This is a genomic window from [Ruminococcus] lactaris ATCC 29176 (assembly GCF_025152405.1).
Classification (GTDB): Bacteria; Bacillota; Clostridia; order Lachnospirales; family Lachnospiraceae; genus Mediterraneibacter; species Mediterraneibacter lactaris.
In genome coordinates, this window is record NZ_CP102292.1 from 1,799,974 (window position 1) to 1,822,047 (window position 22,074).

22 protein-coding genes are annotated in these 22,074 nt (G+C 44.4%); 3 read left to right on the forward strand and 19 right to left on the reverse strand.

Annotated elements, in window-relative coordinates; genetic code table 11:
* Positions 1–80: 80 nt before the first annotated feature.
* The 8 genes from rseP to NQ541_RS08490 form a co-directional block, all read right to left on the reverse strand.
* On the reverse strand, positions 81–1,112 hold the full coding sequence (gene rseP / locus NQ541_RS08455) for an RIP metalloprotease RseP (RefSeq protein WP_005611959.1): 1,032 nt from the start codon (positions 1,110–1,112) through the stop codon (positions 81–83).
* A gap of 3 nt (positions 1,113–1,115) precedes the next feature.
* Positions 1,116–2,258, reverse strand: coding sequence for a 1-deoxy-D-xylulose-5-phosphate reductoisomerase (dxr, locus tag NQ541_RS08460; RefSeq protein WP_005611956.1), 1,143 nt, complete (start codon positions 2,256–2,258; stop codon positions 1,116–1,118).
* 50 nt (positions 2,259–2,308) lie between these two features.
* Positions 2,309–3,121, reverse strand: coding sequence for a phosphatidate cytidylyltransferase (locus NQ541_RS08465; RefSeq protein WP_005611953.1), 813 nt, complete (start codon positions 3,119–3,121; stop codon positions 2,309–2,311).
* On the reverse strand, positions 3,121–3,831 hold the full coding sequence (locus tag NQ541_RS08470) for an isoprenyl transferase (protein WP_005611950.1): 711 nt from the start codon (positions 3,829–3,831) through the stop codon (positions 3,121–3,123). Before NQ541_RS08470 ends, NQ541_RS08465 begins: the two co-directional genes overlap by 1 nt.
* An 80-nt stretch (positions 3,832–3,911) precedes the next feature.
* Positions 3,912–4,463 carry a ribosome recycling factor gene (gene frr, locus NQ541_RS08475; RefSeq protein ID WP_005611947.1) on the reverse strand — a complete coding sequence of 184 codons (552 nt, stop codon included), beginning with the start codon at positions 4,461–4,463 and terminating at the stop codon, positions 3,912–3,914.
* A 14-nt stretch (positions 4,464–4,477) separates the two neighbouring features.
* Positions 4,478–5,173: a UMP kinase gene (pyrH, locus tag NQ541_RS08480; protein WP_005611945.1), complete on the reverse strand. Its 696-nt coding sequence runs from the start codon at positions 5,171–5,173 to the stop codon at positions 4,478–4,480.
* A 74-nt stretch (positions 5,174–5,247) separates the two neighbouring features.
* Positions 5,248–5,928 (reverse strand): LrgB family protein, encoded by a 681-nt coding sequence (locus tag NQ541_RS08485; protein ID WP_005611942.1) that lies wholly within the window; start codon positions 5,926–5,928, stop codon positions 5,248–5,250.
* A complete protein-coding gene (locus tag NQ541_RS08490; RefSeq protein ID WP_044940935.1) occupies positions 5,925–6,299 on the reverse strand; it encodes a CidA/LrgA family protein in 375 nt (124 codons plus the stop codon). The genes NQ541_RS08485 and NQ541_RS08490 overlap by 4 nt, the downstream gene beginning before the upstream one ends.
* Positions 6,300–6,570: 271 nt before the next feature.
* On the opposite strand from NQ541_RS08490, the gene aroF reads away from it, so the two are divergent.
* Positions 6,571–7,584, forward strand: coding sequence for a 3-deoxy-7-phosphoheptulonate synthase (aroF, locus tag NQ541_RS08495; protein WP_044940912.1), 1,014 nt, complete (start codon positions 6,571–6,573; stop codon positions 7,582–7,584).
* 12 nt (positions 7,585–7,596) lie between these two features.
* Positions 7,597–8,652 (forward strand): 3-dehydroquinate synthase, encoded by a 1,056-nt coding sequence (gene aroB / locus NQ541_RS08500; RefSeq protein WP_005611936.1) that lies wholly within the window; start codon positions 7,597–7,599, stop codon positions 8,650–8,652.
* A gap of 157 nt (positions 8,653–8,809) precedes the next feature.
* Here the strand turns inward: aroB and NQ541_RS08505 are convergent, their stop codons facing one another.
* From NQ541_RS08505 to NQ541_RS08515, 3 genes are all read right to left on the reverse strand, one after another.
* Entirely contained in the window at positions 8,810–9,793 is a 984-nt protein-coding gene (locus tag NQ541_RS08505) for a D-isomer specific 2-hydroxyacid dehydrogenase family protein (RefSeq protein WP_005611934.1), read from the reverse strand.
* Positions 9,794–9,834: 41 nt separating this feature from the next.
* The gene (locus NQ541_RS08510; RefSeq protein ID WP_044905594.1) at positions 9,835–10,632 is read right to left on the reverse strand and encodes a Cof-type HAD-IIB family hydrolase; all 798 of its coding nucleotides are present in this window, start codon (positions 10,630–10,632) and stop codon (positions 9,835–9,837) included.
* A 300-nt stretch (positions 10,633–10,932) separates the two neighbouring features.
* Complete coding sequence (locus NQ541_RS08515) at positions 10,933–11,577, reverse strand: ECF transporter S component (protein WP_044940908.1); 645 nt, start codon at positions 11,575–11,577, stop codon at positions 10,933–10,935.
* A 167-nt stretch (positions 11,578–11,744) separates the two neighbouring features.
* On the opposite strand from NQ541_RS08515, the gene pdaA reads away from it, so the two are divergent.
* Positions 11,745–12,713 (forward strand): delta-lactam-biosynthetic de-N-acetylase, encoded by a 969-nt coding sequence (pdaA, locus tag NQ541_RS08520; RefSeq protein WP_226968799.1) that lies wholly within the window; start codon positions 11,745–11,747, stop codon positions 12,711–12,713.
* A 159-nt stretch (positions 12,714–12,872) separates the two neighbouring features.
* Here the strand turns inward: pdaA and NQ541_RS08525 are convergent, their stop codons facing one another.
* The 8 genes from NQ541_RS08525 to NQ541_RS08560 all read right to left on the reverse strand — a co-directional run bounded on the left by NQ541_RS08525 (position 12,873) and on the right by NQ541_RS08560 (position 21,958).
* Positions 12,873–13,859: a diaminopimelate dehydrogenase gene (locus NQ541_RS08525; RefSeq protein WP_005611926.1), complete on the reverse strand. Its 987-nt coding sequence runs from the start codon at positions 13,857–13,859 to the stop codon at positions 12,873–12,875.
* A gap of 93 nt (positions 13,860–13,952) precedes the next feature.
* Complete coding sequence (locus tag NQ541_RS08530; RefSeq protein WP_005611924.1) at positions 13,953–15,971, reverse strand: FtsX-like permease family protein; 2,019 nt, start codon at positions 15,969–15,971, stop codon at positions 13,953–13,955.
* Positions 15,961–16,728 (reverse strand): ABC transporter ATP-binding protein, encoded by a 768-nt coding sequence (locus tag NQ541_RS08535; RefSeq protein WP_023922699.1) that lies wholly within the window; start codon positions 16,726–16,728, stop codon positions 15,961–15,963. Before NQ541_RS08535 ends, NQ541_RS08530 begins: the two co-directional genes overlap by 11 nt.
* Positions 16,729–16,841: 113 nt before the next feature.
* Positions 16,842–17,882: an ATP-binding protein gene (locus NQ541_RS08540; protein ID WP_005611921.1), complete on the reverse strand. Its 1,041-nt coding sequence runs from the start codon at positions 17,880–17,882 to the stop codon at positions 16,842–16,844.
* Positions 17,879–18,604: a response regulator transcription factor gene (locus NQ541_RS08545; protein ID WP_005611919.1), complete on the reverse strand. Its 726-nt coding sequence runs from the start codon at positions 18,602–18,604 to the stop codon at positions 17,879–17,881. Before NQ541_RS08545 ends, NQ541_RS08540 begins: the two co-directional genes overlap by 4 nt.
* A 9-nt stretch (positions 18,605–18,613) precedes the next feature.
* On the reverse strand, positions 18,614–19,462 hold the full coding sequence (locus tag NQ541_RS08550) for a TPM domain-containing protein (RefSeq protein ID WP_023922694.1): 849 nt from the start codon (positions 19,460–19,462) through the stop codon (positions 18,614–18,616).
* A 14-nt stretch (positions 19,463–19,476) separates the two neighbouring features.
* Positions 19,477–20,568 (reverse strand): TFIIB-type zinc ribbon-containing protein, encoded by a 1,092-nt coding sequence (locus NQ541_RS08555; protein WP_005611915.1) that lies wholly within the window; start codon positions 20,566–20,568, stop codon positions 19,477–19,479.
* Between the two features lie 16 nt (positions 20,569–20,584).
* Positions 20,585–21,958, reverse strand: a complete 1,374-nt coding sequence (locus tag NQ541_RS08560) for an SPFH domain-containing protein (RefSeq protein WP_005611912.1) — start codon at positions 21,956–21,958, stop codon at positions 20,585–20,587.
* Positions 21,959–22,074 lie beyond the last annotated feature (116 nt).

Below are 22,074 nucleotides of genomic sequence, written 5' to 3' on the forward strand. Positions count from 1 at the left end.
TTTCATGATATTCCTGCTAATTTCATAATACCATTCACACCAGTTTCATATTGGTATTTACACGAATTTCATAAGCCACTTTACACCAGCTTCATAATATCATTAAACATCACCACAACCATCAGAACCATCAGAAGTGCAAACCCCGCAAAATGCACCATGCCTTCTTTATCCGGTGATACCCGCTTTCCACGAATTGCCTCAATGATCAGAAATACCAGTCTTCCTCCATCCAGTGCCGGTAGCGGCAGAAGATTCATCACACCGAGGTTTGCCGTGATCAGAATCCCGATATTCATCAGATTCAGGATGATCACTGATAACCCGGCCGGTGCTGCCTCCTGATAAACGCCGTCTACTGCACTGACGATTCCCACCGGACCTGACAGGTCTTTCATTCCGACTCTTCCCGTCACAAGCATCCGAAGACTGTCTACTGTATAATCGATCCAGTATTTGACGGTATAAGCACCATATTTCAGGGTTCCGAAAAATCCGGGACGCTCCATCTTACCTCCGGTCACTCCCAGAAGCGGTGCAGTATCTCCTTCTTTCTGTCTCGGCTCCAGCACTGCTGTATGCGTCTTTCCATCCCTCTTATATGTGATCTCAACTTCTTTTTCTTCTGAATGAGTCAGATTATATAAACTGATATCATTCCAGATATGCACAGAGCGACCACCGATCTTCGTGATCACATCGCCTTCTGAAAGTCCCTGTTCCTGGGCTGAATATCCATCTATCACTCCACCGACAACCGGTGTTCTGTATCCAACCCATGCGATCATAATCATACATAAGATCCATGCCAGGATCAGATTAAAAAGCGGCCCTGCAACAATGACTGACATTCTTGCCCAGACAGATTTACTGTTAAAGCTTCCTTCTGATATATCTTCCACATCATCCTCGCCCATCATGCACGCTCCGCCAAAAGGAAGCAGTTTCACGCTGAACTTTGTCTCACCAAACTGCTTTCCGAACAGCGTTGGTCCAAGTCCCAGTGAAAATTCATCCACACGGATTCCATTCGCTTTAGCAAGAAGGAAATGTCCCAGCTCGTGAATGATTATGATTGCACTGAACAGCAATATCGCTAAAATAATCCCCATATATTACCACCTGTTTTTAATAAATTCATATGTTGCCTGTTCCGTCTTTAGTATTTCTTCTACTGTAGGGGACGGAATATTTTTATGAGCTTCCATGCATGCCTGAATGATCTCCGGGATCTGCAGGTATTTGATCTTTCTGTCTAAGAACATGGCAACTGCCCGTTCATTTGCAGCATTCAGAACAGTCGGGAGAGAACCTCCTGTCCTTCCGGCTTCATAAGCCAGTTTCAGTCCGTAAAATGTCTCCATATCCGGTTTCTCAAATGTGATCTGACTTAAAGCGGCAAAATCCAGTCTGTCTCCCGGAAGAAATCTTCTCTCAGGATAATACAGTGCATACTGGATCGGGAGCTTCATATCCGGTGTGCCAAGCTGTGCGATCACCGCACCATCTTTGTATTCCACCATAGAATGAATGATACTCTGTGGCTGTACGACTACCTGGATCTGATCCACGTCCACTCCGAACAGCCACTTTGCCTCAATCACTTCCAGCCCTTTATTCACCATGGTGGAAGAATCGATCGTGATTTTTCGCCCCATTGCCCAGTTCGGATGCTTCAGGGCATCTTCTACCCGGATATTCTGAAGTTCTTCTCTCTTTTTTCCTCTGAACGGGCCACCTGAGGCAGTCAACAGGATCTTATGCAATGCTTTCTCCTGTCCCCCCTGCAGAGACTGGAAAATGGCACTATGTTCACTGTCCACCGGAAGAATGGAAACGCCCATTTTCTTTGCAAGCGGTATAATGATATGCCCTGCCGTAACTAAAGTTTCTTTATTCGCAAGTGCAATATCCTTTCCTGCCCGGATTGCCTCAATCGTCGGGAGGATTCCGATCATTCCGACGATCGCAGTGACAAGGATCTCCGCTTCAGGTTCTGCTGCCACCGCAAGCAATCCGTCCATTCCACAGAGTACTTTCACATCCAGATCCCGGATCTTTTCTTTCAGTTCCTTTGCCCGCTCCTCTTTCCACACCGCAACAACCTTCGGAGAGAACTCCCGGATCTGCTGTTCTAAAAGTTCTATATTATTTCCGGCAGCCAGTGCCGTTACTTTGATATCCTGATTTGTTCTGACAATTTCCAGTGTCTGCGTTCCAATCGAACCCGTAGAACCCAAAACTGCTATTTTTTTCATGTTCCGTTACACCTCATTTGCTTTTTCTATCCGCTCTTTAAAAAACTTTCCTACAGGAATAATGCGAGATAATAGATGATCGGTGCTGTAAAGATCACACTGTCAAACCGGTCAAGGATTCCACCATGTCCCGGGATCAGCTTTCCGTAATCTTTGATATTATGGTATCGCTTGATCGCTGATGCTGCCAGGTCTCCAATCTGGGAAATCGCTCCGCCTGCTGCTCCGATGATCGCATATCTGAGTACATCTTCTCCTGCATTTCCCCAGTAATTCACTGCAAGTGCATAGAGAATCCCGATCAGTGCTGCTCCGACGATACCTCCAATTCCACCTTCTACCGACTTTTTCGGACTTAAAATAGGGGCCATCTTATGCTTTCCGATCAGCATTCCCACACAGTAAGCACACGTATCGCATCCCCATGAGCATACAAAGACAAGCCATACTGTAAAAATACCTCCCGGAAGGATTCTCGTCTGATAAATATAGGAAAGCATCACTGCCACATAAAAGACCCCGAAAAAGCCGGCCAGGATCTGCTGTGTATTATACTTAGGATATGCAAATACAAGCACTGCCATCTGACAGATCAGGTATCCCATAAAAAGCATCATAAACCAGTTCAGTGATTCTCCCGGAAGCTGTGGCTTAAAATACAGTAAGGCATAATAACCGACTGCAAATATATATCCCAGGACTCCCGGAGCTTTCTTCTCAATTCCAAATACTTTATAAAGCTCTGTCATTCCGATCAGGCTGATCAGAAGCAGAACCCCGAACAGAAGGCTTCCGCCCGTAATCACCGTGATCAGTGCAATGATCACCAATAGTATTCCACTCAATAACCTCGTCTTAAACATTATTTTTCCTCCTCAACGCCACCAAATCGTCTGTGCCGGTGATTATATTCTTCGATTGCCTTTATCAGCTCTTCTTTCGTAAATGCCGGCCATGGCACATCTGTAAAATAAAATTCTGAGTAAGCAAGCTGCCAGAGCAGATAATTGGACAGTCTCTGCTCCCCGCTTGTACGGATCATCAGATCCGGATCCGGGATATCATGCGTATCCAGATAATCGTTCACTGTCTTCTCTGTAATCGAATCAGGATTTATTTTCCCTTCCCTGCAATCCTCTGCAATCTTCTTAACAGCCCTGGTGATCTCATCCCTGCTTCCATAATTCAAAGCAATCGTAAAATTTAAGCCTCCGTTATTGACTGTTGCCTCTTCCAGCTCTTTGATACGGCTTTTAATATTTTCATCCAGTGGCTCAATATCCCCGATCACCCGGATCTTCATATCATTTTTTGCCGCTGTCTTCAGACAGGTCTTCATATAATTGCGAAGTAATGTCATCAATGCATCTACTTCATTTTTCGGCCGGCTCCAGTTCTCTGTAGAAAACGCATAGACTGTCAGATACTTGATTCCGAGTCGCCATGCTTCCTCACAGATCCGTTCCACATTTTTACTTCCCTGGGCATGACCGTAGTTTCTCGGCATTCCTTTGGATTTTGCCCAACGCCCGTTTCCGTCTAAAATGATTGCAATATGCTGTGGTACATTCATCTATTGCTCCTTTCCTCTCCACCTTACAAAAAATGGAGCCTAAATCATAAGCTCCACTGTTCGTACTGCTCTATAACCGATTAAACCGTCATGATCTCTTTGGATTTTGCCTCGACCATCTTGTCCACCTGTGCAATATACTTATCGGTGATCTTCTGAAGCTCGTCTTCCAGATCCTTGATCTCATCTTCTGAAATTTCCGTTCCTTTCAGCTTCTTAAATGCCACATTTCCGTCACGACGGATATTGCGGACTGCAACCTTTGCTTCTTCCCCTTTTTTCTTTACATCCTTTGCAAGCTCTTTTCTGCGATCCTCTGTCAGCTCAGGGAATACCAGACGGATCGAAGTTCCATCATTTGTCGGGTTGATTCCGATATCAGAAGTAAGGATTGCCTTCTCGATAGCTTTCAGCATGCTTTTTTCCCATGGCTGAATCTGGATCATACGTGCTTCCGGCACAGAGACATTTGCCACCTGCTGGATCGGAGTCGGTGAACCATAATAGTCTACGGCAATCTTATCTAATACATGAGGATTGGCACGTCCTGCACGGATCGTAGCAAGTTCGCCATCCAGATTATTGATCGTCTTTGTCATCTTTACGTCATATGCTGCAATTTTTTCATTCATATCGGAAAATCCTCCTAAACTGTTACTTTTGTTCCTGTAAACTTGCCCTGCATGGTATTCACGATACTGTTCTCTTCATTCAGTCCGAATACCAGCATCGGCATCTTATTTTCAAGACAGAGAATGGATGCTGTCAGATCCACTGCTGCCAGCTTCTGATCGATCACATCCTGAATCGTAATCTCGTCATATTTCACTGCCGCAGGATTCGTCTTCGGATCACTGTCATAAATACCGTCGATTGCCTTTGCAAGAAGCATTGCATCTGCCTCGATCTCGATGGCACGAAGTACTGCTCCTGTATCTGTAGAGAAATACGGATGTCCTGTTCCGCCTGCAAAGAAGATCACTTTTCCCTCTTCCAGTGCTGCAGTTGCTGCATCCTTGGAAAACAGAGAAGTAAAAGCACCACATACAAACGGTGTAAATACTTCGGTCTTCATTCCTACGTGACGGAAAATATCCGATACATAGATACAGTTCATCACTGTCGCCAGCATTCCGATCTGATCTGCTTTTGTACGGTCGATCGTCTCACTGGTTCTTCCTCTCCAGAAGTTACCTCCGCCGGTCACGATCGCTACCTGGATTCCCTCATCAACAAGCTGCTTTACCTGCTTTGCAACACCGATACACGTTGCCTCGTCAAATCCGGTCTTCTTTTCTCCTGCAAGAGCCTCTCCGCTTAACTTTAACAATACTCTTTTCATATCTGTATAGCTCCTTTATTCTGTATTATTACCTTAATTGGAAGTATAACATAACTTTCCACATTTGTCATTTCTTAAATAATCAGCATGGAAAAAAGCACAGTAATGATTCCACAGATCCCGATTGCCAGTCCGCTCATCGCACCTTCTACTTCCCCGATCTCGATCGCCTTGGACGTTCCCACCGCATGACTGCATGATCCGATCGCAAGTCCTGCTGCCACAGGATCTGATACATGGAAGAGCCGAATCAGGAACGGAGCAATAATACTTCCCAGGATTCCTGTAAAAATAACTGCAACGACCGTGATTGGTACAACTCCACCGCCCGGCTCTGAAATACTCACTGCGATCGGTGTCGTCACTGATTTGGGGAGCAGGGATACTGTCATGCTCTCATCCAGTCCGAACAGTCTGCACATCCCGTATACACTTCCCATGGATGCCGCCGATCCCGCCGTACATCCCACCAGGATCGGGAGCCAGTACTGCTTCAGGATATCCAGCTTTGTATAAATTGCAACTGCAAGGCATGCCGTTGCAGGAGCGAGGAACATATTGATCAATTCTCCTCCAACATTATAAGTATCATATGGAATATCAAACACAAGTAATACACCGACGATCAGTACGATTGCAACGATCAGCGGATTGCAGACCGGAGTCTTCAACTTATGATTTAGTTTTACTCCGATCCAGAATGCCACAATACTCAGTGCCACACCGAAATATGGAGATACCATTAATTCTTTCATGCTTTTTTCCTCCTGTCTTTCCACTTTTTCATCAGACGTACTGTAAGCATGACACTGTAAGCTGTCACTGCAAATGTCACAACAGTCGAAATAATGCAGATAATAATCAGTTGAACTGCCGTGCTTTTCAGTTCATCGAAATAATTGATGATGCTTACTCCCGCAGGTACAAAAAAGAATGCCATATTACTCAGCAGAAAATCTGCTTTCTCCTGTACATGCTCGATCTTTAAAAATCCGGTCAGCAGACAGATCAGTAAAAGAACCATCCCGATCACGCTTGCCGGAAACGAAAATGGCAGATAATGCTCGATCACCAGGCTGATCCAGCAGACGCCAAAAATAACCCCGAACTGCTTCAAAATTTTCATTTTCCTTACCTTCTTCATATATAAAATGTTCCTGCTGCGGATCATTTTCCACAGACACTTCACCTAGGTTACCACTCCGGCAGAATGAAGTCAATAAACGGAACACTGAAATCTGTTCCTCTCTTTTCTACTTTTTTGTAAAATTTTCTAAATGACCCTCATAAAATGATTGACATTTTAGTGTCAATGATTTATGATACAAATGTTTTCGCACTTTAAACAACTAAAATTTTACAGTGCGAATGTGATTGTACTTTGGGAGGACATAAAAATGATTATTGTATTAAAGCCAAATACTACAGAAAAAAATATAACCCGCGTTGAAAATCTTGTTACGAACAGAGGTCTTGACACGCATCTTGTCCGCGGAACAGAAATGACGATCATCGGTTGTATCGGTGATACAACTCTGATCGACCCGAGACTTTTCGAGGTTGACGAATCCGTTGATAAAGTCATGCATGTCCAGGAACCTTACAAGCTTGCCAACAGAGCTTTTCATCCGGAAGATTCGATCATTGATGTTTCCGGTGTTCAGATCGGTGGTGACCACCTGGGACTGATCGCAGGTCCGTGTTCCGTTGAATCTTTTGAGCAAGTTCTTGAAATTGCACAGAAAGCCAAAGCATCCGGAGCCAATCTTCTGCGCGGCGGTGCATTCAAGCCCCGTACAAGCCCTTATTCTTTCCAGGGACTTGGTCTTGAGGGACTGGATATTCTCTGTGCAGTAAAAGAAGAAGTCGGTCTTCCGATCGTAACAGAGCTGATGTCTCCAAAATATCTGGATGTCTTCAATGAGAAAGTCGATCTGATCCAGATCGGAGCAAGAAATATGCAGAACTTCGATCTGTTAAAAGAATTAGGTCAGCTTGACCGCCCGATCCTTTTAAAGAGAGGTCTGAATGCGACCTATGAAGAATGGATCATGTCTGCTGAGTACATCATGGCATCCGGTAATGAAAATGTCATTCTGTGCGAGCGTGGAATCCGTACTTTCGAGACCTATACAAGAAATACATTAGATCTCCAGTGTATTCCTGTACTTCGTAAAAAGACTCATCTGCCGATCATTGTCGATCCAAGCCATGCCGGCGGAAAATGGTGGCTGGTAGAGCCAATGGCAAAAGCAGCGATCGCTGCCGGTGCTGACGGACTCATGATTGAGGTTCACAATAACCCGGAGGCTGCACTTTGCGATGGTGCTCAGTCACTGAAACCGGAAAAATACGATGCCCTTCTGAAGCAGGTCAGCCAGATCGCTACTGTAATCGGAAAATCACTGTAAGGAGTTTCATTAATGGAATTAACTGTAAATTTAGGACCGGATACTTATCCTATTTATATTGAAAACGGAATCCTGCCACAGACCGGAAGTTATATCCGTAAATTCTTCACTGGGAAGAAAATCATGATCATCTCAGATGATCATGTGTTTCCGCTTTATGGAAAGACTGTCCTGGATTCCCTGAAGGACTATGAATGCCATTCTCTTGTCCTTCCGCATGGTGAACCTACGAAAAGTTTTCAGACACTTCCGCAGATTTATTCTGCGATGCTGGATGCCAGACTTACCCGAAGTGACCTGGTCATTGCACTGGGAGGAGGCGTGATCGGTGACCTTGCCGGTTTCGCTGCTTCCAGTTTTCTCCGGGGCGTCAGGCTGGTTCAGATCCCGACTTCCCTTCTTGCCCAGGTAGACTCTTCTGTTGGTGGAAAAGTCGCAGTCGATCTGCCACAGGGGAAAAATCTTGTAGGTGCATTTTTTCATCCAAAAGCAGTCATTATTGACCCGGATGTGCTGAATACGCTCCCCCAGCATTTCATCAGTGACGGTATGGGCGAAGTCATTAAATACGGATGTATCAAAGATAAAGCTCTGTTCGATACTTTAGTCCGCCATACTTCTTTTGAAGACCTGAAGCCGGAACTGACCCGGATCATCGCACGCTGCGTTGATATTAAGCGGATTGTAGTAGAACATGACCAGTTTGATACCGGTGAACGGATGTTGTTGAACTTTGGTCATACACTGGCTCATACGATCGAGCAGTATTATAATTATGAAAGAGAAAGCCATGGGGAGGCAGTCGGAATCGGTATGTATCAGATTACCCGGCTTGCTGAAGAAAAGGGACTGACAACCACAGGTTGTGCCGATGCCATCAAAAAGGCTCTGGATATCTACTGGCTTCCAGATCATTGTGATCTGCCAATGTCGTCTCTTACAGATGCTATTGCTTTAGACAAAAAGAATTTAAATAATCATCTGAATCTGGTTCTTCTCCATACGATCGGTGACAGTTATGTCCGCCCTGACAGTCTTGCATTCTTTGATGGAGCAGGACAGATTTAGACTATGAAAAACCGGATGAATGGTCATTTTTCTGCCATTCATCCGGTTCTTTTTATCATTTTTTATCATTCATCTTTAAACTTTTTACAGATATTTTTTAATTGTCGGGATCAATACATTCATATCATTATCTTCTGCCAGAAGAATTCGGTTTCTTTTACAATACTTTCCATGGATCTTCTTTTCCCTCGGAATGTAAAATACAGCTTAACAGTGAATTTTTTACCATATCGCTGACTGCCTGGTCTGTATAAAAGGCCATATGCGGAGTTACAATAACATTCGGAAATCCCCGCAGGATATACAGATCCTTTTTACTTAAAATGTCCGATTTTCTGTCATAATAATACATACCAAATTCGTCCTCAATCACATCCAGTCCGACTGCTCCGACTTTCTCATTTTCCAAAGCATTGATCAGAGCTTTCGTATCGATCAGGCCGCCTCTTGCAGTATTGATGATCACAACTCCATCTTTCATTTTTGCAAAAGCCGCTGCATCCAGCAGATGTGCATTTTCTGCTTCTAACGGCATATGCAGGGTGAGCAGGTCACATTCTTTGTAAATCGTATCAAGATCTGCATACTGTGCATACTTTTTCACTTCTTCATTTTCATAGGCATCATAAGCGTAAATTCTACACCCGAACCCTGACAGATCACGGATGACCGCCCGTCCGATCCTTCCCGTTCCAAGTACTCCCACGGTAAAATTGTGCAGCTCTCCCCCCTGGATTCCAGGCAGTGAAAAATCATTGATCTCCGCTCTCTGCATGATCCTCTTCATTTTGCGGATTGCCATCAGCATCAGCATCAGCGTATAGTCTGCCACACATTCCGGTGAGTAGGATACATTGCTGACACTCATTCCGAATTTTTTTGCTGCCTGCAGATCAATATGATCAAATCCAATCGTTCTTGTGGAGATCATTTTTACTCCCAGTTCATGAAATCTTTCCACCAGTTGTGCATCGATCTTTGTTGTGATAATACTCAGATATTCATAACCTTCTGCCAAATGTGCATTTTCCAGCGTCGGTGCATCCTTACAGATTCCAAGCTCCACTCCATATTCTTTTGAAAATTTCTGAAAAAACTCTGCCTCATCAAATTCTCTGTAACTGTAAACAAAAATTTTCATACTTCTCTCTCCTCGTCTCCAATATCATTCTATTTTCTCTTCTATCCTTCAATCAGACCATAATGTTCCATTGCAAAGGCGATTCCATCCTCTTCCACCGTCTTCGTTACAAACTCTGCATATGGATCCAGTACCGGATCATGGTTCCCCATTGCAACTGCATGTTCCACAAACTGAAACATGGCAAGATCATTGCTGCTGTCACCAAAAACATAGGCATTTTTCGGATTAATCCCGAACTTTTCCATAATAAACCTGCAGGCCGTTGCTTTCGTATAACCTTTCTGGATCACTTCATAAGTATGACTGCCCCGGTCCAGTGCCTCCAGCTCTCCTTTGGTATACTCTAAAAAAGACTTCAGATCGCTGCGTTCATCCTCATAAAGGAAAATCTTATCATAAATAAAATCTCCCTTTTCAATGGACTGCTCCATTCCCATTCCTCTTCGGTGAAAATATCTTCTGGAACTCTCCAGTCCGTCAAACCGGCTCATCCTCTCAGGATAATAAACATCTTCCTGCCCTTCTGCAACTACCCCCAAATTACACTCCGTCGCTTTTTTCAGGATTTCCCTCCCACGCTTTTTTTCGATTGAACTTGAAAAAAGGACTTCATCCTGATAAGTAAGATACGTTCCGCATCCGCATAGATATCCGTCAAACTTCAGTCTGCGGATCTCCGGCGGAATACTGCAGATCGTCCTGCCGGTATTGATAAAAAGAAGATGTCCTGCCTGCTGTGCCGCTTTCATTGCATTGATCGCACTGACAGGAACTTCCTTTGTAATCTCGCTGAGTACGGTTCCGTCTATATCAAAAAATAATACTGCTCTGTCCAATTTCTTTTTTCTCCTTCTGTCCGTCCGGCTGATCCGGTGGAACTGCTCCGGGTAATTAACTCCAACTTTTTCGGAATCCATTTCCCTATTCTTATAGATGTCGGGGGCAAAAGCCCCCGACTTTGATGCCTGCGGATTGCTCCGTGCTACGCACTCCCACAATCCTACCCTGGCATCTTCTTATAGATTTTAGCACTTTTTCCCACTAAAGCATAGAGATTCCTGGATTTTTAAAGAAAAAAGCAGCATCCCCGGGCTTTGATCAATCCCGGTCTGCTGCCAACTTTCATTTTATCAGTTTTATTTTCCCGCTGCACTCAGATTCATCTTTCTAAATACAACTACCAGTACTTTACCGATGGCAAGTACCAGGATCGCTGCCGCGATTGCTTCAGGAATCCCCGATGCCATTACCGTTCCCATCACCAGACCAAATACGGCACTGATCGCTACTTCTTTTGCCTCGGCATACTGCTGTGCAAATAAGACGTAAATACTTCCCATTACGATGATCGTATGAAAAATAGACCCTGCAAATCCAACAATCGGAAGTGCGATCACTTCATTCACCTTTACCTTTCTGAATAAGATCCACAACCATCCGGCTGCGACACCAAGTAAGATCCGGCATCCAACCGCCACCCATAATGCCTTGAATGCTCCCGGAATACCGGTTGTACTCATAAACGGTGAAAATGCAAAGGATAAAAGAGTCGGTGTCATCGTATTACTGACAACCGAACAGATACCGAATACACCTCCGAGAATTGCTCCGGCAGATGGTCCTAAAAGGATTGCTCCAAGGATGACCGGAATATGGACTGTTGTTGCCTTGATCACCGGAAGCTGAATCATGCCCAGCGGAGTATTCGCAAGGACAATGATGATTGCTGCCATAAGTGCAACACTGACCAACCAACGAGTATCATGCTTTTTCGTCTTCATTTTTCTCCTCCTGTTATCGTTCTCATTCCCTGAGATACAATACATTTATGTGTCGGTTTATTATAGCATTGCATTTTCCTCCAGACAAGCAGAATTTGCCTTTTCCAGTCATGTTGCAATCCATTTTTACATATATTTTTACTGATGAAACCTTTCGGGGTAAACCGATGAAACCTTCTTTTTCTTCAAGACTCAAAAATTTTTTGCAAGGTGCTTTTTCTCCTGTCAGACTTGGACTTCTCCTTCTCATTGCTTCCTATTTTGCCGGAACAGGAATCGGCTGGCTTTCCCGCCATCCGTCTTTTTTCTCCTTCTTTCCATGGAATATGGAGTCCTCCGTTTCTTCCCCGGCCGATACTTCTTCAACCGATACTTCCTCGACTGATACTCCGGTCAGTACCGGCCTGACTTCTTTAAGCTGTGCCATTCCCTCCCTGACTGCACCTTCCGAGGGAAACTGGGGACTTAGTTTTCAGCAAGACGGACAGCTTCCCACCGGAAATGCCACCATTGAATCTCTCAAAAAATATGACGCATACTATGCAAAAGATACGGATGAAAAAGTTATTTTCCTGACTTTTGACGCAGGGTATGAAAATGGAAATACACCCGCCATCTTAGATGCACTCAAAAAGCATCAGGTCAAAGCGACCTTTTTTGTTGTCGGCACTTACATAGAATCCGAACCGGAACTCATCCAGCGTATGACAGACGAAGGGCATACCGTTGGAAACCATACCTGGCATCATCCAGATATGTCAAAGATCGCCTCGCTTGATACATTCGGGAAAGAGCTGGAGGATGTAGAAACTGCCTATAAAAATGTAACCGGAAAAGAAATGACGAAATACTACCGTCCTCCACAGGGAAAATACAGTGAATCCAATCTGCAGATGGCAAAAGAACTTGGCTATAAAAGCTTTTTCTGGAGTCTCGCCTATGTAGACTGGTATCAGAATCAACAGCCTTCCAAAGAAGAAGCTTTTGAAAAACTGCTGAACCGGATTCATCCCGGAGCATTGGTTCTTCTCCACAGCACCTCTGCAACCAATGCACAGATCCTCGATGAACTTCTGACCCGATGGGAAGAAATGGGGTATCAGATTCTTCCACTTCAGGATCTTGTAAAATCTTAAGGTACTGTACATTGGTTCCCTGGATAATACCCGGCTATGCAGATGAGCTGCTGGCAGCTTCTCCTGCATAGCCGGGCATAAAAAACCTGCCGGACATTTTTCTCTGTCCGGCAGGTTTTCTCTTATCTCTGGCTGTCTGCTTTTTCTTTTCACGGAATCTTACAGCAGATTCTTTCTCAGTTCTTCTCCACTCTTTGCACTTAAATATGCAGGAGCAATATCAAAAACGGTCTTGCATCCTGACTGTCCTTCTTTGGCAAGTCTGTATGCTGCCCTTGCATATGCAATCAGTACAGAAGAAGTAAATTCCGGGTTGGAATCCAACTTCAGACTGTATTCGATCAGATGACTGTTCTCCTGATTCCAGCCTGTCTTTCCGCTGCGGAGTACAAATCCACCATGCGGGATTCCACTGTGGTTCGCCTTCAGTTCTTCCTCACTGATAAAATGTACTGTTGTATCATAATCGGAGAAATAGTTCGGCATGGTCTTGATCTCTTCTTCAACCTTTGCAGCATCTGCTCCCTCTTCCAGTACTACGAAACACTCTCTTGTATGCTTCTGTCTTGTTGTAAGTTCCGGATTTTCTCCATTTCTTACTGCCTCAAGAGCCGCCTCTACAGGGATCGTATACTGCTTTCCATCTTTTACACCTTCTACTCTGCGGATTGCATCAGAATGTCCCTGGCTGACACCTTTTCCCCAGAATGTATAATCTTTTCCATCCGGAAGGATTGCATTGGCATATAATCTGTTCAGTGAGAACATTCCCGGATCCCAGCCTACGGAAATGATTCCTACATTGCCGCCCTCTTTTGCTGCTGCATCTACATTTCCAAAATGCTCAGGAATCCTTGCATGTGTATCAAAGCTGTCGATCACATTGAAAAGCTTTGCATATTTCGGAGTCTGTTCTGGAAGATCTGTCGCACTTCCTCCACAAAGGATCATAACATCAATCTTGTCCTTCCATGCTTCTACATCCTCTACTCTGCACACTGCTGCTCCCTCTGTCAGGATCTTCACTGTTGCAGGATCTCTTCTCGTAAAGACTGCTGCCAATTCCATATCTTCATTCTGTCTGATCGCACATTCTACGCCTTTTCCAAGATTTCCATAACCTAAAATACCAATCTTAATACTCATTTTTTTCTCCTTTTCACGCCATCTGCAAGATGTTGTCAGAAGCACTTTACCATGTTCCCAACGTTTTAATTATACATTTTATGAGAACGATTTTCAACGGATTCTTTTGGTTATTATAATTCTTTTACATCCTCTGTATGAAAGCAGGAAATAACCTCCATAAATTCCCACGATCATCGCCGCACAGATCAGCAATGCCGGAATGATTGCTTTTATATCATAAATACTGAGCAGTTCAATACATACCTGGATACCAAAAATGGAATGGATCATGGCAAGGAGCAACGGGAAAGCAAAAAAGACTGCCATCTGTAAAAATAATGTATGCCCAAGCTCTTTTTCACTGACTCCCAGTTGTTGTAAAATCCGATATTTTTCTCTTCCGTCAATGGCATCGGACAGTTCTTTCAATGCAAGGAGTGCTGCCCCGCTGATGATAAATACCAGACCAAGATAAATTGCCACAAAAATCACGACTCCACTGGACCCGATACTTTCATCATAGATCTCCGACTGCGTACTGACAGAAAGCAGCTCATCTTCCGTAAACTCTTTCTGATATCGAAATTCATCACTGTCCATATAATTTCTGAACTCTTTTGTATCATATTTGGGGGAATAATCGGCAAGCAGATAAGAAGCATGTCTGCTTTCTTTGGGAAAAGATATTGTATCCGGTACGATCACTACCCCCATATTCTGGTCTGAATACGACATCATCAGATACGTTTCCTGGCATTTTTCCTCTGCTGCATCAAGTACCTGTCCCTGAATCGTAAGCCGGACCTTTTCTTTTAATCCTTTGTTAAAATACTTTTTGGAAAATTCTGTTGTTGCACTCACCGCATAGCCGGCTGCTCCAAGGTGGACTTTTTTATAACCGTACAGTTCTGCTGCCCGGTTGTAGTCACTTTCATGGATCAGTTCTACTTCAGAATCCAGAAATTCCTCGAATCCCTGCTGCGTCTTCAGCAGTTCTTCCCCTGCACTTCCCATCAGATCTTTCATGGTAACTTCTCTGGTTTCATAAGTATAAAATTCATGGCAGTCCTGGAAGGCAGAAAAATCAAATTCTGATTTTTCCAGTACATCCCTGACCGTTTTTCCATCCGTTGTCCATTTTTCCATACTGACTGAAATTCCGGCTACCTTCTTCACCTGCTTCGCCTTATAATCTTTCAGGGCAAAGGCACTGGAGAGAATACAAATGGTAGCAAAAAGCAACAGACAAATGATCGTTCCTGCCGCCACGGAAGTATTGACCTGGCTTCGTATCTCGCTGAAAGCAAAAGAATTCAGTCTTTTATAATAAATCCCGGAACACTTTTTCATGATCTGAAACAAAGCACCACTGACGGACCAAAAGACCAGAAATGTTCCTACAATTCCAAGCAGGATCTGTATCATGACCTCAGCCTCTGTATCCAGTTGTCCGGCAGTAACATTATAATATGCTGTTCCCAGCATGATACACGCTGCTACAAATATAATACAGCAGATGACCGGATTTTTCAGATGGACCTTTTCGTTCTTTTTCTTCGATAATAGCAGATCGATCAGCCTGGTCTTCATAATCAGAACTGTATCCATCAGAATCACGATCACATAAATGATCACGAAATACAAAATCGTCTTCCCAATCGCCGGAATGGATACCGTAAAGACAAATCTGCCCATATCTGCTTCAAACATATGTGCCACCAGCAGTGACATAAACTGGCTCAGTCCGATTCCTAAAAGAAGTCCTGCAGTCAGCGAGACTGCTCCGACCAAGAGCGTCTCACCGAAAAGAATCTTTGCAATATCGCCTTTTTTCATTCCAAGTATCAGATAAATTCCAAATTCCCGGTTTCTTTTTTTCATCAGAAAGCGGTTGGCATACACAATCAGAAATCCAAGGATCAGGGATACAACAATACTCATGCTTGAAATTGCCCACACCATCTGATCGATGGAATCTGACTTTGTCCTGGACACCTCCAGCATCGAAGACTGCCCTTCGATCGCATTGAATACATAAAAGATACAGACACCCAGTACCAGTGTAAAAAAGTAGATTGCATAATCTTTGATACTTTTCCTGATATTTTTGATCGACAGTCTAATCAGCATAATTCATGTCACCTCCGAGAAGTGAAATGACATCCATGATCTGTTCAAAGAAACTTCTCCGTTCTTCTGTTCCTTTTAACAGTTCGTGAAATACCTTTCCGTCTTTAATAAAAATAACCCTCCGGGCATAACTGGCTGTATAGGCATCATGCGTCACCATCAGGATCGCTGTATGCTCTGTTTCATTTAAAAGCTTCAGACTTTCCAGCAGGTCTTTGGAACTTTTACTGTCCAATGCTCCGGTCGGCTCATCCGCAAGGATCAGGCTTGGATGTGTGATGATTGCCCGTGCTGCGGCAACTCTCTGCTTCTGACCACCTGACAACTGATACGGATACTTTTCAAGCACTTCTCTGATCCCGAGCTTCTGTGCCACTGCCTCTATTTTCTCTTTTATTTTATCATGCGGACACTTTTGGATCTGCAATGCCAGTGCGATATTATCAAAAGCTGTCAGTGTATCCAGCAGATTAAATTCCTGAAAAATAAATCCCAGGCGGTTTCTGCGGAAATCCGCAAGTTCTCCCTTTTTCAACTCCGATGTGCAGACTCCGTCGATCCAGACCTTTCCTCCTGTGGGGCGGTCAATTGTAGAAATGCAGTTCAAAAGTGTCGTCTTTCCTGATCCCGAAGCCCCCATGATCGCTGTAAATTCTCCCTGCTCCACAGTCAGGGAAATATCATTTAATGCCTTGGTCAGACTGGTTTTATTTCCATAATATTTTACCAGATGTTCCATCTTCAGAAGTTCACTCATTTTATCTTCTCCTTTCTGCCTGTTACCGCCATTGTAGCTTCTCCCGGTAAAATGAGCCATTGATTTTGCTGACAAAACCTTACACTTCTGTAAGATTCCCTTTTCTTCAGATTTTAAAAACCGACAGAGACATCCGCTTCTCTCTCCCGGAATAAAATTCCGATCCTTGTATACTTTCCCGGTTCTGATTCAGCCAGAATCTTATGTCCCAGTTCCTCGCATAATCTCCTGCAGATATACAGTCCCATTCCTGTAGAACTGCTTTTCCTTCCATTGTCGCCTGTAAATGATTTTTCAAAAATTCTCGGCAGATCCTTTTCTGTGATCCCGATTCCGTTATCTTCTATCCAAAGCCAGATACCGGCTTCTCCGGAGCTGTTCTCCGAGGACTGTACTTTTTTTGTAAAAATCCTGATTTTTCTTTCGTCTTCCGCGGCATATTTGACCGCATTGCTTAAAATCTGACCGAGCATAAACTGAAGCCACTTACGATCCGTATACACCTTCTCGTCTCTCAGTTCAACCAGAACAGAAAAGCCATTCAGGATCAGACTGTCCTTATTGTCCCTGACGGTACTCTGTACAATCTCTTTTAAGCCATAACCTCCAATACAATAATCTTTCTCCGGTACTTCGCCTCGCAGATAATACAGAACCTGCTCCACGTAACTCTCAATCCTTCTGATCTGCTCTTTCATTCTCCGTTCCATATCTTCCCGGTGATTGAACAAAATCAGATTTGTACTTGCGATCGGAATCTTGATCTCATGGATCCAGGTCTCAATATAACGTTTAAATTCTCCATTTTTCCTGATCTGCTGCTCTACTGTATCTGTCATGGAATGTTCCATTTCCTGGATCACCCTGCAGAGGATCTGTCCCTCCAGAAATTCCGGTTCATCCAGTAATTCCGTCAGCAGATATTTTTCTTCAAGCTGCGACAGATTTTCTTCCACTTTTTTATAGAATTTTCTTTTTCTCAGGAAATCGTATCCAAAAATCACTCCGATACTCCCGGTCAGCCAAAAAAAAGCAAATCCCTGTAGTGCCACCGGACTTGCGAACAACCATAGGACCGCCTCCGCCACACCCTCTGCCAGCAGTCCCAGCAAAAGATGAAGCCTGTGATCCTTTAAATATTTTTTTAAACTCATAATAGCAGATACCCCTGTCCCCGTCTCGTCTCTATCTTATTCTCCAAACCGATCTGTGCAAGACGCTTTCTCAGACGGTTGATATTGACTGTCAGTGTATTATCATCAACAAATTCGCTCATATCCCACAGATGATCCATCAGCTCATCCCTTGAAACGATCTGCCCCTTCCTGCTCATCAGGCAATGCAGGATTGCCAGTTCATTTTTCGATAATACTACTTCATCTCCGTGATAAGAAACCGTACTTTTCAGCAGGTTAAGACGGAGTTCTTCATCCTGCAGTTCTTCCTGAACTGCTTCACCTTCTGCCTTTTCTCCCCGGACAGAAGATGCCCTTTGCTCCGACTGTCTGCCGGTCTGCTCCGTTCTCCGTAAGATCGTTTCAATCCGCAAAAGCAGGATGGTTGGATTGTAGGGTTTTGTCACATAATCATCTGCCCCACTGCTGCGGCTCATGATCTCTTCTACTTCCCCGTCTTTGCTGGTCAGCATGATGACAGGAACATCCGATTTTTCCCTGATCTGACGCAGAATATACTGCCCGTTTGCTCCGGGCAGTATGATATCAAGAAGAACCAGATCCGGACGGATCTGCCTGACCTGGGCAGCCGCATCAGTAAAGTCAGAAAGGATCTCTGCCTGATATCCACTGTCGTTTAACAGGATTTCCAGTTCTTCCCTGAGTATTTTATCATCTTCTATAATTACTATTTTCTTCATATTTTTCCCTTAAAATTTTCCACCACCGCCACCATGGCTTGTTCCTGAAGACGACGTATGCGTACTTGATCCGGAAGATCCTGAATTGTTCTTCGGCCTCGCACTTTTGCTTGTTCTGGTATACAGGAAATGATCCTGCCGTCTTGTCACCTGAATACTTCCCGCTCTGACATAGTTTTCTGCCGAACGCTGCATTTTTACACTTTTCAGACTTCTTCTCATACCTTCCACGATCAGCAGTGCGATCACAACGCCACTTCCAAGTGCGATCAGCAGATTTTTCAACCAGGGATACGCACCTTTAGGCATATGATCTCCGTCATATGCATTCCCGGTTTTCGCCTGCGTAAGAAATTCATCGCACAGATCTGCATAAGTCTCAAATGCATCCAGGTATTCTCCATCACTCAAATAAGGCAGGAACTGATCCGATATGTAATCAAGACCAGCATCCGTGATCGCTCTGATCCCGAATCCCGTGGTCGTAATATGCCAGTCTCTTGCCTCCATGCTGACAAGCAGAAGGATACCGCTTTTGTCTGTGCCAATTCCATAGCCATTATAATCATAAAAATCATCTGCATAATCCTGTGCAGACTTTCCATCCAGACTGTTCACCGTCACAACCACCACATCTGCCTGCTGCCGCTCACTGATCTCATCCAGTCTTGCTTCCAGTTCTTCCTCTTCCAGTTCACTGAGAAGATCCGCACGGTCTACCAGCCGTGGGAGCTGCCTCGTTTCCGGTATGACATTTTCCTCTGCTGCTGCAGAAAACCGGATCATCAGCATACTCACAAGACATACAAGCAGAGTACAGAGAAGCAGGATTCGTCTGTTCGATCTTGTTCTGTTCATATTCCACACTCCTCCTACAACATCCACAACAGGGATAAGATACTAAATGCTGCTACACTGATTCCTGCTGTCAGCCCCACAAACCAGCGGACATAGGCTCCTTTATCTGTCGGCAGATTTCCTACGAATTTTCCGGTCTGTCCGTTCATGGCAAACCGATATTTCTTTCCCTGCCAGGTAGTATTTAAGATCCATACCGGATAAAGTGCATACTTTACCCTGCTATTTTCCAACCGGACATTGGAATTTTCTACCACCACACCACTGTATCCCTTTACCGTGGCACGAAAAGCATCCTCTGTACTCTGTCTGATCCTGCGGTTCGCATGGCCGATACTTTCTTCTGCATTCACATCATACTTATCAGCCAGATAGCCTGCCAGATATGCCGTCTGAAAATCCACCGCATCCTTAAAATCATACGGTTCGATGGATTCCATCAGATCATCTTCCATCTTGGAAGAACCATCCACCGGAACCCGTTCAAACCCGATCCGTCCCCCTCGTAAAATAGAATAGTAACTGGTCTGGGTATAATTATAATCCGAATCACTCCATGTCCGCACAGTCGTTCCTTTATAACGGATATCTGCTTCTGCATCCGCATCAAATAACCAGAATGGAACATAGATCCCTTTGATCTCATCAATATGATTCTCACTGCGGAATACTTTCGGAAGGAGCGGCTTTCCATTCAGATGGCTTTTAAACCGTTCCTTTGCCGCAGCCTTATCCAGCTTGAACGGAATCACGTAATCCGGTCTCAGATCTCCCTGGAACTGTCCTTTCATTACAACAGGATTATCACAGTACGGGCATTTTGTGGCAGCCTGATTCTCATCTGCTATGATCTCACCACCACAGGATTCGCAATGGTAAACCCTCATCTTTGAGGTCTCTTCTTCTCCCCACTGACTTCCGGCATCTTCCTGCCACTGCATCTGATCTTCCTTCTGCTTTTCCTGCTTCAGTTCCTCATCATACTTCTTCAGCGTCTCAATTTCAAACTCTGTATCACAGTACGGGCATTTCATTTTCTGTGCAGTACTGTTAAACTCTACAGCTCCTCCACAACACGGACACTTATATTGTATCAACTCACTCATTTATCTTTCTTCCTTTTTATCCGACGATATCATTTGCATCAAATGGATCTCCGCATTCCGGGCAGAATTTCGGTGGATTCTTCGGATCTTCCGGTTTCCATCCACACTTGTCGCACTGGTACACAGGAGTTCCTTTCGGACGGGGTTTTCCACACTCTGTGCAGAATTTTCCTTTATTTTCCGCACCGCAGCTACAGATCCATCCCTCCTGTGGTCTTTCCTTTCCACACTCCTGACAGAACTTCCATTCTTTCTCATTCACAGCTCCACAGGCACAGGTCCACTTTCCTGCTGCTTCTTTCTCACCGCCCTTGCCCGGTGCTGTCATATGCGGCTGGCTGCTGACATTCTGCTGGTTCTGTCCTGCATTGTGCTGAGCCATCTCAGCTCCCATCTGATACAGATTCTGAGCATTCATTCCTCCATTTTGTGCTGCCATTCCCATTCCCATAAATCCGGTCATGGCTCCTGCGGAATTGCCTGCTGCCGTCTTCATTGCACCGGCCTGAGCCTCTGTCAGAGTTGCTGCTGCCATCATCGGATCACGCAGGATCGCAGTCTTCTGTGCCTGCTTGATCATCTCAGCATCCTCTTTCGGCAGATCGATCGTTCCAATGGCAACGGATACGACCGTAATTCCTCTCGTATTTGCCCATTTTCCTGTCAGTGCCTCATTCATCGCATCACACAGCTCTGTTACATGTCCCGGAAGTGCATTGGGACGGATCTCCAGATCTGAAATTTTTGCAAATGCCGGCTGCAATGCACTGATAAATTCCGTCTTAAGCTGATGATCCAGCTCTTCTCTTCTGTATTCCTGCTCTATATTTCCACATACATTTGCGTAGAACAGAAGTGGATTTGATATCCTGTAGGAATAAACTCCGCTGCACCGCACTGCTACATCTACGTCCAGACCGATATTTCTGTCTACTACACGGAACGGAACCGGATTCGGCGTTCCGAACTTATTGTCGATCAGCTCCTTTGTATTTATATAGTAGATTCTCTGATCTTTTCCGGTGTCTCCTCCATATGTAAAACGTTTGCCGATCACATCAAATACCTGATCCAGTGATGATCCAAGATTTCCTGAAAAGATCGTCGGTTCCGTCGATGCATCATAAGTATACTCTCCCGGTTCCGCACATACTTCTACAATCTTTCCCTGCTCCACGATCAAAGCACACTGTCCATCTGCCACTGCAATTCCCGACCCACTTGTGATCAGATTATCACTTCCTTTTTTATTTGCCGAACGGCTGCCGATCCGCTTCTGCCCTTTTACCGCAAGAACATCCACATCCAGTGATTCACAGATAAAAAACTCCTTCCACTGATCTGCCATTGTTCCGCCAACCGCACTGATTGCTGCCCTGATAAGTCCCATATTCCTTCCTCCTTTGAGCTTTTATGTTATTTCCTATTGTATCAAATTCTGCTCGAAAATACTACTATTGATATCATAGCGTTTATGCAGCAAAAAAAGAGACTGTATACAAAGTT

What these genes read in the sequence shown, in the direction of transcription:
- NQ541_RS08505 (WP_005611934.1), bottom strand. Translation starts at nt 9,793, where the DNA reads ATGAAAATTTTTGTTTACAGTTACAGAGAATTTGATGAGGCAGAGTTT.
- frr (WP_005611947.1), bottom strand. Translation starts at nt 4,463, where the DNA reads ATGAATGAAAAAATTGCAGCATATGACGTAAAGATGACAAAGACGATC.
- NQ541_RS08530 (WP_005611924.1), bottom strand. Translation starts at nt 15,971, where the DNA reads ATGCTGATTAGACTGTCGATCAAAAATATCAGGAAAAGTATCAAAGAT.
- aroB (WP_005611936.1), top strand. Translation starts at nt 7,597, where the DNA reads ATGGAATTAACTGTAAATTTAGGACCGGATACTTATCCTATTTATATT.
- NQ541_RS08535 (WP_023922699.1), bottom strand. Translation starts at nt 16,728, where the DNA reads ATGAGTGAACTTCTGAAGATGGAACATCTGGTAAAATATTATGGAAAT.
- rseP (WP_005611959.1), bottom strand. Translation starts at nt 1,112, where the DNA reads ATGGGGATTATTTTAGCGATATTGCTGTTCAGTGCAATCATAATCATT.
- NQ541_RS08545 (WP_005611919.1), bottom strand. Translation starts at nt 18,604, where the DNA reads ATGAAGAAAATAGTAATTATAGAAGATGATAAAATACTCAGGGAAGAA.
- NQ541_RS08465 (WP_005611953.1), bottom strand. Translation starts at nt 3,121, where the DNA reads ATGTTTAAGACGAGGTTATTGAGTGGAATACTATTGGTGATCATTGCA.
- NQ541_RS08470 (WP_005611950.1), bottom strand. Translation starts at nt 3,831, where the DNA reads ATGAATGTACCACAGCATATTGCAATCATTTTAGACGGAAACGGGCGT.
- NQ541_RS08515 (WP_044940908.1), bottom strand. Translation starts at nt 11,577, where the DNA reads ATGAAGACGAAAAAGCATGATACTCGTTGGTTGGTCAGTGTTGCACTT.
- dxr (WP_005611956.1), bottom strand. Translation starts at nt 2,258, where the DNA reads ATGAAAAAAATAGCAGTTTTGGGTTCTACGGGTTCGATTGGAACGCAG.
- NQ541_RS08490 (WP_044940935.1), bottom strand. Translation starts at nt 6,299, where the DNA reads ATGAAAATTTTGAAGCAGTTCGGGGTTATTTTTGGCGTCTGCTGGATC.
- NQ541_RS08555 (WP_005611915.1), bottom strand. Translation starts at nt 20,568, where the DNA reads ATGAGTGAGTTGATACAATATAAGTGTCCGTGTTGTGGAGGAGCTGTA.
- aroF (WP_044940912.1), top strand. Translation starts at nt 6,571, where the DNA reads ATGATTATTGTATTAAAGCCAAATACTACAGAAAAAAATATAACCCGC.
- NQ541_RS08550 (WP_023922694.1), bottom strand. Translation starts at nt 19,462, where the DNA reads ATGAACAGAACAAGATCGAACAGACGAATCCTGCTTCTCTGTACTCTG.
- NQ541_RS08525 (WP_005611926.1), bottom strand. Translation starts at nt 13,859, where the DNA reads ATGAGTATTAAGATTGGTATTTTAGGTTATGGAAATCTTGGAAAAGGC.
- NQ541_RS08540 (WP_005611921.1), bottom strand. Translation starts at nt 17,882, where the DNA reads ATGAGTTTAAAAAAATATTTAAAGGATCACAGGCTTCATCTTTTGCTG.
- NQ541_RS08485 (WP_005611942.1), bottom strand. Translation starts at nt 5,928, where the DNA reads ATGAAAGAATTAATGGTATCTCCATATTTCGGTGTGGCACTGAGTATT.
- pyrH (WP_005611945.1), bottom strand. Translation starts at nt 5,173, where the DNA reads ATGAAAAGAGTATTGTTAAAGTTAAGCGGAGAGGCTCTTGCAGGAGAA.
- pdaA (WP_226968799.1), top strand. Translation starts at nt 11,745, where the DNA reads ATGAAACCTTCTTTTTCTTCAAGACTCAAAAATTTTTTGCAAGGTGCT.
- NQ541_RS08560 (WP_005611912.1), bottom strand. Translation starts at nt 21,958, where the DNA reads ATGGGACTTATCAGGGCAGCAATCAGTGCGGTTGGCGGAACAATGGCA.